Source organism: Streptomyces sp. NPDC019396, from assembly GCF_040632375.1.
In the GTDB taxonomy this organism is placed as follows: domain Bacteria; phylum Actinomycetota; class Actinomycetes; order Streptomycetales; family Streptomycetaceae; genus Streptomyces.
This window is the reverse complement of sequence record NZ_JBEYBS010000016.1, coordinates 34,001-45,608: the sequence shown is the minus strand read 5'-3', so window position 1 is coordinate 45,608 and position 11,608 is coordinate 34,001. Positions and strand designations below refer to the sequence as shown.

Below are 11,608 nucleotides of genomic sequence, written 5' to 3'. Positions count from 1 at the left end.
CGCCGGCCCAACACTCAGCTGCGCAGCGGCCCTTCGCACTGGAAGGCAGACGTACCGGCGCGTCCGCCTGACCAGATCTCCACCGGCCCGAAGGAGCAGTTCATATCGGCGAGGTTGGTGGAGGCCGGTGCCGACCTGTCGAGGATGAAGTAGTCCACGGTCTCGGACATGTCCTTGAACACCAGGTCCGGGCTGGTCGCGTCGGAGAGGTTCGCCGTGATGCGGCCTGTGCAGGTGAAACGCCGTTTGCCCGGGTCGCCGTTCTCGGTGCAGGCCGGATCGGCGTACGTGGCGGTGGCGAGGGCCGCACGGACCGCGTCCGCCGAGGTCTGCGTGAGCCTGTCGTTGGGCGTGTACGACGTGTTGGGCACGAACAGGTCGCCGACCTTGGCGATCTGCGCGTCCAGGAATGCGTCGTAGGAGCGCTGGACGGCCGGATCGCCGCCGACGCGGTTGCGCCAGGAATCGAAGCCCGCGACGTCGTCGGCCCGCAGGTATCCGTACATCTCCCGGAGCAGGGAGGGACGTTCGGTCCACAGGAACTCGAAGAACGTGCCCGCGTAGTCGTAGAACCGGAAACCGTCGCCGTCGTAGGTGGCGTGCAGCAGCTGGTTCACGCTCATCCGTGGCCCACCGGAAGCCGTGTCGTCGATGACGCCCTGTACGAGGGACTTGCGGACCGCGATGCCGTTGTCCCGGGTCGCTCCGTCGAAGAACTCCGCCGTGCCCTCGTCCATGGCGGTGGTGCGGTCACCGGTGTACCAGTCGCCTTCCCCGAAGTAACCGGGAACCGCCCAGCGGCCGTTGAGATAGTGCACGTATTCGTGCCGGAAGAGCTCTTCGAGCGTGAGCGAGGAGTCCTGCGGCACCCGGCGCTGGTAGGTGTAGAAGGTGGCGCCGCGCTCGATGTAGATGCCGCCGTTCTCGGTGCCCATTCCGGTGAGGATCGGGTGGTAGACCTCGTAGTCGGAACGCGAGGCGTACAGCACGATGCCGAGGGCGGTGTTGGTGTCGCCGGCGAGCGGCTGCTCGGTTCCGAGCACCCGGTGGAACTGCGCCTTCACCTGCTTGCTCGCGTAGTAGAGCTGGTCGACTGTGGCACGGTCGAGGGCCGTGCGGACCTTGATGGCTCCGTTGTCGTAGGTGTACGTGTAAGGGAAGATCCGCCGCTCGATGTCCTCCTTGCAGACCCCGTACGGCTTACAGGCCTGATAGAAGTCAAGCCAGCCGACGAGCGCCGCCCAGGGGCGGCCGCCTTTGCCGAAGTTGGCCTCGGCGACCGGCAGCAGGGCACCCAGGTCGGGAATGATCCCTTCCTTGAGCACGGCCACCTGGCCGAAGCGCCCGTACTCGCCGAGCGCGTCGCGTACGACCCACTCGTTGGGCGTGCCCTTGAGGTGGGTGTAGCCGGCGAAGGCACGGAACGCGGCCCGGTAGGAGGCGTTCTGCGTGACGACGTTGTGGAATGCGGTGTCCTTGTTGCCTGGGTACACGCCCAGGTAGTTGACGGACAGGGCGGCCAGTGCCGCACCACCCCAGGAGGCGTCGTCGTACTGCCCCTTGTGGTACTTGTCCATGGTCGCCAGGACCTTCTTGATCAGCCCGAGCTGGCTGTGCCGCAGACCGGGGGCGCTGCCCGCGTAGAGCGCTTCGCGCAGGGTCTCGGCGTTGGTGCGGGTGACCTGGAAGGTGCGGGCGGCGGTGCCGAAGTCGTTGATGGCCCGCCGCAGGACCTCGGTGGTCGGCGGGTCGGTGACGTCGATCTCGGGGCGCGAGAAGTCGTGGTAGGCGACGGCATGGAGATACGTGAACATCTCCAGCAGGTGCGTGCCGTTGCGGCCGTCATGGCGGGCCGCGAGTGAGGAGATCCTGCGGCCGACGGCCTGTACATGGGCATCGGACATGACGGGCACGAGCCGGGCGTCCCAGGTCCAGACGAGGTCGCGGAGACAGCCGTCGGCCGTGACGGCCGGGTCGGCGAGGAAGTCGGCGAACTGCTGCGGGCCCAGTGCGGTGACACCGTCGAGGGTGCAGGGCACCCCGGCCGCGGTGCGTACCGTCGCGGCTCGGGACCTGGCGCCGCTCCCCGGGCCCTGCCGTCCGGGGATACGGCCTTCGGCGAGCTCACCGGGTGCGGGGGCGGTCCTTGCGGTGCGCTTGGGCGCGTCGGCCAGGCGCTCGACCTCGTCGAAGGGGTTCGGGGCCCGGGTGGGAGCGGGCGCCGGGGCGGGGCGGGCGGCCGGTCGGCCGAGCTGGGCCGCCGAGGCGGCCGGGGCGAGAGGCGCGAGCAGGGTGACGGCGAGGCCACCGGCAAGAGCGCCGGTGAGCAGTGGCCTGCGCAGGGATGCGGGCACGGATATGGGCAGCACGGATCTGGACTGTGACACCGAACGCTCCTGTGTGGGAGGTGACGGGGGATGTGCGGCAGTGCGGTCACCGCGAACCGCCTTGGCATGCATGGGGGATTGGCCGAACCGACGGGCGCGATGTGACCCGTAACATAGTAATGTGAAATTGCACTGACAAGGCCTCAGCGCAACTCTGTTTCCAGGGAGCCCGGATGTCCGAAAACGTTCACCGCGACAAGCCCGTCGCCCCGGTGCGCCCCGCACCGGCGACCGGGAGTCATGATCTGACGGTGTCACCGCAGTTGGCCGCCTCCATGCGCACGGGATGGGCACCGAGCCCTTTGCCCGCCGACGCCCGGGTACCCGCCCATGGCGTCACCGCCGCACGGCGGCAGCGGCTCTCGGCGCTCTTCCCGGACGAGAGACTGCTGGTCCCCGCAGGCGAGTTGAAGGTGCGCTCCAACGACTGCGACCACCGCTTCCGCCCGCACAGCGCCTATGCCTGGCTGACCGGCCTCACCGGCGAGGACCAGCCCGGCCACGTACTGGTACTGGAGCCTTCGGGGCCGTCCGGCCATGAGCCCGTGCTGTATCTGCGGCCGAGATCGGCACGAGGGGACGGCAGCAGCGAGGAGTTCTACCGCGACCGCCGCTACGGCGAGTTCTGGGTGGGCCGCCGTCCCGATCTCGGAGAAGCCGAGCGGCTGACCGGCATCCGTTGCGTACACCTGGACGACCTGGGTGCACTGCCGCCCGGCCGCAATGCGGCGAGCGACGCCGAACTGGCCACCGCGCTTTCTGAGTTGCGTCTGGTGAAGGACGCGTGGGAGGTGGGGCAGCTCCAGCTCGCCGTCGATCACACCGCCCGGGGCTTCGAGGACGTGGTGCGCGCCCTGCCGGCCGCCTTGCGCGACCCCCGCGGTGAGCGCCGGCTCGAAGGCGTCTTCGGACTGCGCGCCAGGCTGGAGGGCAACGGCACCGGATACGAGACGATCGCGGCGTCCGGGCCCCATGCCTGTGTGCTGCACTGGATACGAAACGACGGCCGGCTCGACCCTTCCGAACTACTGCTGTTCGACGCGGGAGTGGAGACCGACACCCTGTACACCGCCGACGTCACCCGCACCCTCCCGCTCTCCGGCCGGTTCTCCCCCGTCCAGCGCCAGGTGTACGAACTCGTGCTGGCGGCCCAGGAAGCGGGCATCGCGGCGCTCCGGCCCGGTGCGCAGTTCCGTGACTTCCACCGCGCCTGTATGAGGGTGATCGCCGATGGTCTCGCCGAATGGGGCGTGCTGAAACACGCGCACGGCGACCTCCACCGCCGTTACACCCTGTGCAGCAGCGGCCATATGCTCGGGCTCGATGTGCACGACTGTGCGTCGGCGCGCGCCTCGTCCTATCCCGACGGAGTCCTGGCGGAGGGGCAGGTGCTCACCGTCGAACCCGGGCTCTACCTCCAGCCGGACGACGAGACACTGCCCGCCGAACTGCGCGGCATCGGCGTACGGATCGAGGACGACCTGGTCATCACTGCGCAGGGGGCCCGGTTGATGTCCGGTGCGCTGCCGCGCACACCGGGCGCGGTGGAGGAATGGATGGGCTCACTCCTCGAGGACCGATGACGGCTGCCGGCTGATACCGCGGCCCTCCGGCGACGGGGACGGCAACGGCAACGCCTACGGCAGCACCGCGATCCCGTCGATCTCCACCAGTGCCTCCTCGTCCCAGAGCCGCACGATCCCGATGACCGCCATGGCCGGGTAGTCCCGCCCGGCCAACCGGTGCCAGACCTGCCCGAGTTCGGCGGAGTGGGCCCGGTAGTCGGCGATGTCCGTGGCATAGACGGTGACCCGGGCCAGATCGTGGGGTGTGCCGCCGGTGGCGTTGAGCGCGGCGAGCAGGTTCGCCAGGGCCGTCTCGAACTGCTCCACGATCCCGGCGCCGATAATCTTGCCGCCGGCGTCGAGGGCGGTCTGACCGGCGAGGTACACCACCCGGGAGCCGGTCGCGGCGACGGCGTGCGAGAAGCCGGTGGCCGGGGAGAGACCGGGCGGGTTGATGCGTTCGAGACTCATCGGGCGTCCTTCATCGTCGGTAAGACTCCTCTATTCCTCTATGCAGCTCACCGGTACAGCTCCTTCGCGATGATGCTGCGCTGGACCTCGCTCGCGCCCTCGTAGATCCGCGGCGCACGGACCTCCCGGTAAAGGTGCTCCAGCAGATGGCCGCGCTGGAGTGCGCGTGCGCCGTGGAGTTGCACCGCCGTGTCGACGACGTACTGCGCGGTCTCGGTCGCGAACAGTTTCGCCATCGCCGAACGCTGCGGGACGTCCGCCGCGCCGGAGTCGTACGCGCCGGCCGCCGCGTACACCAGCAGCCGTGCCGCCTCCGTCCGGGTGGCCATCTCGGCGGCCTGGTGGGAGACGGCCTGGAGGTCTTTGAGGTTGCCGCCGAAGGCGGTGCGGTGCGCGGTGTGTTCGAGCGTGGCCTCGAGCGCAGCCTGAGCCATGCCGACGGCGAAGGCGCCGACGCTGGGCCTGAAGAGGTTGAGGGTGTTCATGGCGACCCGGAAACCACCGCCCGGCTCCCCGAGCAGATCGTCGCGGCCGACGGGTACGCCGTCGAAGTGCAGGGCGCCGATGGGGTGCGGGGAGAGCATCTCCAGGGCGCTGCCGGTGAGCCCGGGCCGGTCGGCTGGCACGAGGAAGGCACTGATGCCTCGTGCTCCTGCCGCCTCACCCGTTCGGGCGAACACGGTGAAGAAATCCGCCTCGGGGGCGTTGGAGATCCAGCGCTTCTCACCCGTGAGCCGCCAGCCGTCGCCGTCCGGGGACGCTTCGAGGGCGAGGGCCGCCGCGTCGGAGCCGGCATCGGGCTCGCTGAGCGCGAAGGCGGCCACTGCCCGGCCCGCGATGACCTCCGGCAGGACGCGGTCGCGCTGGGCCGGTGTGCCCGCCTGGAGCACGGGGTAGCTGCCGAGCCCCTGGAGCGCCAGGGCGGTCTCGGCCTCTGTACAGCCGTGGGCGAGCGACTCGCGGAGCAGGCAGAGATCGAGGGCGCTCGCGTCGGAGAACAGCCGTTTCAGGAGCCCGAGTTCGCCGAGGGCGGCGATGAGCGGGCGGTTGACCCGGCCGGGCTCGCCCTTCTCGGCGAGTGGGCGCAGCCGCTGTACGGCGAGTGCGCGCAGCTCAGCGCACCAGGCGGTCTGGTTCGGATCGAGCGAGAATACGGACATCCGATCCCCCACTTCCTGCGGCCGGGGCCCGGGGCCCGTGCGGCCGCGCCGCACTGCTTGGTCGTCCCCGGGAAAAGCACAGTATCGCGGACCGTTGACTGTCGTCACCTACACGATACGCTCGATGCGCGACCCCACCACGACAAGGGGCGAACCATGGAGCTGTCACCCTCGGCCCACCTCGACACCTTCGCGCGCGACCATCTGCCGCCCGCGGAACAGTGGCCCCGGCTGCTGTTCGACGCGCCCGAGCCGCCCGGGCTGCGCTACCCGGAGCGGCTCAACTGCGGTGCGGAGCTGCTGGACGCGACGATCGACCGCTACGGAGGCGGCCGGCCCGTCTTCCACGACGGGACGTCCGGCGCCGCCTGGACCTACGACGACCTGCGCACGCGAGTGGACCGCATCGCGCATGTGCTGACCGATGAGCTGGGTGTGGTGCCCGGGAACCGGGTGCTGCTGCGCGGCCCGACCACACCCTGGCTGGCCGCCTGCTGGCTGGCGGTGATGAAGTCGGGCGCGGTGGCCGTCACCGTGCTCGCGCAGCAGCGGGCCAAGGAGCTCGCGACGATCTGCGAGATAGCCCGGGTGAAGCACGCGCTGTGCGATATCCGCGGGGTCGACGAGCTGGTGAAGGCGGAGGTGCCGGGGCTGCGGATCACGGCGTACGGCGGGGACGCGCCGGACGACCTGACGCGGCTGGCGGCGGGGAAGCCGGACGCGTACACCGCCGTCGCGACCGCGGCCGACGATGTGGCGCTGATCGCCTTCACCAGCGGGACGACGGGGCGCCCGAAGGGGTGCATGCACTTCCACCGGGATGTGCTGGCGGTCGCCGACACCTTCTCGGCGCAGGTACTGCGGCCCACTCCCGACGATGTGTTCGCGGGCAGCCCCCCGCTGGGCTTCACCTTCGGCCTGGGCGGGCTGGTGATCTTCCCGATGCGGGCAGGCGCCTCGGCACTGCTGCTGGAGCAGGCGGGACCCAAGCAGCTCCTTCCGGCGATCGCGGAGCACCGGGTGTCCGTGCTGTTCACGGCCCCGACGGCGTACCGGGTGATGCTGGACGAGCTGGCGGCGTACGACCTCTCGTATGACGTCTCCTCGCTGCGGCGCTGTGTGTCGGCCGGGGAGAACCTGCCCGCCGCCACCTGGCAGTCCTGGCACGAGCGCACCGGTCTGCGCATCATCAACGGCATCGGCGCCACCGAGCTGCTGCATATCTTCATCTCGGCTGCGGACGGGGACATCCGCCCGGGCACGACCGGGGTGCCGGTGCCCGGCTGGGAGGCGCGGGTCGTGGACGCCGACACCCGTATGCCGGTGCCGGACGGCGAGCCGGGGCTGCTGGCCGTGCGCGGTCCGGTCGGTTGCCGCTACCTGTCCGACCCGCGCCAGCAGGTGTACGTACGCGACGGCTGGAACCTCACCGGCGACACCTACGTACGCGAGCCGGACGGATGGTTCCGCTATGTCGCCCGCGCCGACGACATGATCATCTCGGCGGGTTACAACATCGCGGGGCCCGAGGTGGAGGACGCCCTGCTGGACCATCCCGACGTGGCCGAGGCCGCGGTGGTCGGGCAGCCGGACGAGCTCCGCGGCCAGACGGTGGCGGCGTATGTGGTGCTGCGGGAGGGTGTGGAGCGCGGCGACAGCACGGCGGCGGCGCTGCGCGACTTCGTCAGGGACCGCCTGGTGCCGTACAAGTGCCCGCGCGCGATCGTGTTCCTCGACGCGCTGCCCCGTACGCCCACGGGCAAGCTGCAACGCTTCCGGCTCAGGGACCTGGCCCCTTAGAGGACGCGGCCGTGCGGAACTAGAGTGATCACGTGGCCGAACAGCACACCCCTCGATCCCTGATCGTCACCCTGTACGGCGCGTACGGGCGCGAGACCACGGGCTCGCTCGCCGTGGCCGAGCTGATCCGTCTGCTCGGCGCGGTCGGCGTGGACGGCCCTTCGGTGCGCTCCTCGGTGTCCCGGCTCAAGCGTCGCGGACTGCTGGTGGCCGAGCGCACGCCCGCCGGGGCGGCCGGTTACGCCCTCTCGCAGGATGCCCGCCAGCTGCTGGACGACGGCGACCAGCGCATCTACGACCAGTCGGCGCCGAAGCTCGCCGACGGCTGGGTCCTCGCGGTGTTCTCCGTGCCCGAGGCCGAACGCCACAAGCGTCATCTGCTGCGCTCCCGGCTGGGGCGGCTGGGATTCGGGACGGCCGCCCCGGGTGTCTGGATCGCGCCCGCCCGCTTCCACGAGGAGACCGCGCACACGCTGCGGCGGCTGGGGCTCGACCCGTACGTCGACCTGTTCCGGGCCGAGCACCTGGGCTTCGCGGCGACCGCCGACGCGGCAGCCCGCTGGTGGGACCTGGCGGCGATCGCCAAGCAGCACGAGGAGTTCCTGGACGCGCATGGCCCGGTGCTGCGCGCCTGGGAGGCGCGTGAGGACACTCCGCCCGCCGAGGCCTACCGGGACTACCTGCTGGCCCTCGACTCCTGGCGCAGGCTGCCCTACGCGGATCCGGCGCTGCCCGACGAGCTGCTGCCCGCCGACTGGCCGGGTGGCCGCTCGGCCGCGGTGTTCATGGGGCTGCACGCGCGGCTGCGGGACGCCGGGGCACGGTTCATCACGGAAGGCTGAGCCGCGCCCGGTGCACGCCTATGCCCCGCGCCTGTCCCCGCGCCCTCTTATGTCGGCAGGGTGAGACGTGGCTTCGGCGCGTCGGTGCGGCCCGTGGGCGGCTTGCGGCTGCCGGCGCGGTAGGGCAGCGGCCATGGCGCCGCCGGGCCCTCGTAACTCTGGTCGGCCGCCGCGTGCAGGGTCCAGTGCGGGTCGTAGAGGTGTGGTCGGGCCACCGCGCACAGGTCGGTGCGTCCCGCGAGGAGCAGGGAGTTGACGTCGTCCCAGGAGGAGATGGCGCCGACGGCGATGACCGGGACACGCAGGGTGTTGCGGATCCGGTCGGCGTACGGGGTCTGGTACGAGCGCCCGTACTCGGGCCGTTCCTCGGGCACGACCTGGCCGGTGGAGACATCGATGGCGTCGGCGCCGTGTGCGGCGAACGCCTGGGCGATCTCGACGGCGTCCTCGGCGGTCGTGCCGCCCGGAGCCCAGTCGGTGGCGGAGATGCGCACCGTCATCGGGCGGTCGTCGGGCCATACGGCACGTACGGCGTCGAAGACCTCGAGTGGATAGCGCAGCCGCCCGGCGAGGGTGCCGCCGTAGCCGTCGGTGCGCTGGTTGGTGAGCGGCGAGAGGAAGCCGGAGAGCAGATACCCGTGGGCGCAGTGCAGTTCGAGCAGGTCGAATCCGCTGTCGGCGGCGCGCCGGGCCGCCGCGGTGAACTGCTCGCGGATGGCGGCGAGTCCTGGCTGGTCCAGCTGGTGCGGGGTCTGGTTGACGCCGGGCCGGTACGGCAGCGGCGAGGCGGCCACCAGCGGCCAGTTTCCGTCGGGCAGCGGCTGGTCGATGCCTTCCCACATCAGTCGGGTGGAGCCCTTGCGCCCTGAGTGGCCGAGCTGGACACCGATGGCGGTACCAGGTGAACGCTGGTGTACGAAGCCGGTGAGCCGCCGCCAGGCCTCGGCCTGCTCATCGGTGTAGAGGCCGGTGCAGCCGGGGGTGATACGTCCTTCGGCGCTGACGCAGACCATCTCGGTCATGACGAGCCCCGCGCCGCCGAGTGCCCGTGCGCCGAGGTGCACGAGGTGGAAGTCCCCGGGCATCCCGTCCTCGGCGCAGTACATGTCCATGGGCGAGACCACCACCCGGTTGCGCAGGGTGAGTCCACGCAGCCGGAAGGGCGTGAACATCGGCGGGGTGCCCGGCGGGCAGCCGAAGTCACGCTCGACGGACTCGGTGAAGCCGGGGTCGCGCAGCCGCAGGTTGTCATGGGTGACGCGGCGACTGCGGGTGAGGAGGTTGAACGCGAACTGGCGGGGCGGCTGGTTGAGATACGTCCCGAGCTCCTCGAACCAGCGCAGGCTGGCCGCTGCCGCGCGCTGCGTCGACTCGACGACCGGGCGCCGTTCGGCCTCGTAGGCGGCGAGTGCCTCGGAGATGCCGGGCTGCTCCTCGATGCAGGCGGCGAGGGCGAGCGCGTCCTCGACGGCGAGTTTGGTTCCGGAGCCGATGGAGAAGTGCGCGGTGTGTGCGGCGTCCCCGAGCAGCACTGTGCCGCCGTGTGACCAGTGCTCGTTGACGACGGTACGGAAGGCGACCCAGGCGGAGTTGTTGCCGCGCAGGGGCCGTCCGCCGAGGGCGTCCGCGAAGATCTTGGCACAGCGCTCGGCGGACTGCTGCTCGTCGCACTCATGGAGCCCGGCGGCCCGCCAGACCTCCTCGCGCATCTCCACGATCACGGTCGACTCGCCGGGCGCGTACGGGTAGCCGTGCAGCTGCATCACGCCGTGCTCGGTCTCGGCGATCTCGAACCGGAAGGCGTCGAAGGCGAAGTCGGCGGCGAGCCAGATGTAGCGGCAGCGGTGCGTGGCGATCCTGGGCCCGAACGCTTCGGCGTGCGCGGCGCGGGTGAGACTGTGGACCCCGTCCGCGGCGATGACCAGATCGTGGCTCGCGGCAAGCTCCGCGGCGGGAGGCGCCTCGGTGCGAAAGCGCAGCCGGACGCCGAGCGAGGTGCAGCGCTGGTGAAGGATCTCGAGCAGCCGTCGCCGCCCGAGCGCGGCGAAGCCATGGCCACCGGAGGTGAGGGTCTGGCCGCGGTGGACGATGTCGATGTCGTCCCAGCGGACGAACTCGTCCTGGAGGGCCCGGTAGACGACGGGGTCGGCGTGCTCGATGCCGCCGAGGGTCTCGTCGGAGAGGACGACACCGAACCCGAAGGTGTCATCGGGCGCGTTGCGCTCCCATACGGTGATCTCCCGCTCCGGGTCGAGCCGCTTGAGCAGCGCCGCGGCGTACAGCCCTCCGGGCCCGCCCCCGATGACGGCGATCCGCAGCGGTGCGGTGGCCGCGGACGCCCCGGCGGGGCCGGCAAGCGTCGCGGGCGCGGCCGGAGTGGCGGGGCCGGACGGCGCCGCACGCCCAGCCACTGAAGCGGGCAGGGTCGGCGTGGCCACGGTCAGCGCCCCCGCCAGTTCGGGGCGCGCTTCTCGGTGAAGGCCGCGTGGAACTCCGCGTAGTCCTCGCCGTTCATCAACAGCGCCTGTGTCGCGGCGTCCAGCTCGATCGCGGCGGCCATCGGCATGTCGAGCTCAGCGGTCAGCAGCGCCTTCGTCTGCGCGTAGGCGAGGGTGGGACCGTCCGCGAGCCGGCGGGCGAGGGCCGCGGCGGCCTTGTCCGCCTCGCCCTCCGCGGTCAACTCGCTGATCAGGCCGATGCGCTCGGCTTCGACGGCCCTGACGGGCTCGCCGAGCATCAGCAGCCGGGTGGCGTGGCCGAGGCCGACGACGCGTGGCAGCAGATAGGCCGCGCCCATGTCACCGCCGGAGAGTCCGACCTTGGTGAAGAGGAAGGAGAACCGCGCTGTCGGGTCGGCGACCCTGAAGTCCGCTGCCAGCGCGAGTACCGCCCCCGCGCCCGCGGCGACGCCGTGCAGGGCCGCGATCACGGGGAAGGGGCACTCGCGAAGTGCGCGGACGACCTGGCCGGTCATCCGGTTGAAGTCGAGAAGCTGTGCGGTGTCCATGGCGAGCGTGGCACCGATGATGTCGTCGACATCGCCGCCGGAGCAGAAGCCGCGCCCCTCCCCGCCGAGTACCAGGGCGCACACGGAGCGTTCCCGGGAGAGCTCCGCGAGCAGATCGCGCAGGTCGGCGTAGGCACCGAAGGTGAGCGCGTTGAGCTTCTCCGGGCGGTCGAGGGTGACCGTGGCGACACCGTCCTGCCTGGTCAGCCGCAGATGGCGCCATTCTTCGGTGCGTGGCGCGGAGCTGGCAAAGGGGCTCATGGGTGGCCTCCCTCGGGACTGCCGGGCGGGTTCCCGCCCTTCGAAGTTATCACTCATGCGTGACTTCCGTCATGAGTACGCGATACGACTGTCCCGACATGCCGTCACCTGGTCG

At 71.1% G+C, this 11,608-nt stretch carries 8 protein-coding genes; 3 read left to right on the top strand and 5 right to left on the bottom strand.

The genetic code is table 11. The features are described from left to right. Nucleotides 1–14: 14 nt before the first annotated feature. On the bottom strand, nucleotides 15–2,354 hold the full coding sequence (locus ABZ532_RS19735; RefSeq protein WP_361285164.1) for a collagenase: 2,340 nt from the start codon (nucleotides 2,352–2,354) through the stop codon (nucleotides 15–17). A 206-nt stretch (nucleotides 2,355–2,560) separates the two neighbouring features. Here ABZ532_RS19735 and ABZ532_RS19730 point away from each other — a divergent pair, with 206 nt between their 5' ends. Then, nucleotides 2,561–3,970 (top strand): aminopeptidase P family protein, encoded by a 1,410-nt coding sequence (locus ABZ532_RS19730; RefSeq protein ID WP_361284874.1) that lies wholly within the window; start codon nucleotides 2,561–2,563, stop codon nucleotides 3,968–3,970. A gap of 54 nt (nucleotides 3,971–4,024) precedes the next feature. On the opposite strand, the gene ABZ532_RS19725 is transcribed toward ABZ532_RS19730, so the two are convergent. Further along, nucleotides 4,025–4,423: a RidA family protein gene (locus ABZ532_RS19725; RefSeq protein WP_361284871.1), complete on the bottom strand. Its 399-nt coding sequence runs from the start codon at nucleotides 4,421–4,423 to the stop codon at nucleotides 4,025–4,027. A 47-nt stretch (nucleotides 4,424–4,470) separates the two neighbouring features. Continuing rightward, nucleotides 4,471–5,583 (bottom strand): acyl-CoA dehydrogenase family protein, encoded by a 1,113-nt coding sequence (locus tag ABZ532_RS19720; RefSeq protein ID WP_361284868.1) that lies wholly within the window; start codon nucleotides 5,581–5,583, stop codon nucleotides 4,471–4,473. Nucleotides 5,584–5,739: 156 nt separating this feature from the next. Here ABZ532_RS19720 and ABZ532_RS19715 point away from each other — a divergent pair, with 156 nt between their 5' ends. Both ABZ532_RS19715 and ABZ532_RS19710 read left to right on the top strand, forming a co-directional pair. Continuing rightward, entirely contained in the window at nucleotides 5,740–7,383 is a 1,644-nt protein-coding gene (locus ABZ532_RS19715) for an AMP-binding protein (RefSeq protein ID WP_361284865.1), read from the top strand. A gap of 32 nt (nucleotides 7,384–7,415) precedes the next feature. After that, the gene (locus ABZ532_RS19710) at nucleotides 7,416–8,225 is read left to right on the top strand and encodes a PaaX family transcriptional regulator C-terminal domain-containing protein (protein WP_361284862.1); all 810 of its coding nucleotides are present in this window, start codon (nucleotides 7,416–7,418) and stop codon (nucleotides 8,223–8,225) included. Between the two features lie 47 nt (nucleotides 8,226–8,272). On the opposite strand, the gene ABZ532_RS19705 is transcribed toward ABZ532_RS19710, so the two are convergent. Next, the gene (locus ABZ532_RS19705; protein ID WP_361285161.1) at nucleotides 8,273–10,543 is read right to left on the bottom strand and encodes a bifunctional salicylyl-CoA 5-hydroxylase/oxidoreductase; all 2,271 of its coding nucleotides are present in this window, start codon (nucleotides 10,541–10,543) and stop codon (nucleotides 8,273–8,275) included. Nucleotides 10,544–10,665: 122 nt separating this feature from the next. After that, nucleotides 10,666–11,493 carry an enoyl-CoA hydratase family protein gene (locus tag ABZ532_RS19700; protein ID WP_361284859.1) on the bottom strand — a complete coding sequence of 276 codons (828 nt, stop codon included), beginning with the start codon at nucleotides 11,491–11,493 and terminating at the stop codon, nucleotides 10,666–10,668. Nucleotides 11,494–11,608: the final 115 nt, after the last annotated feature.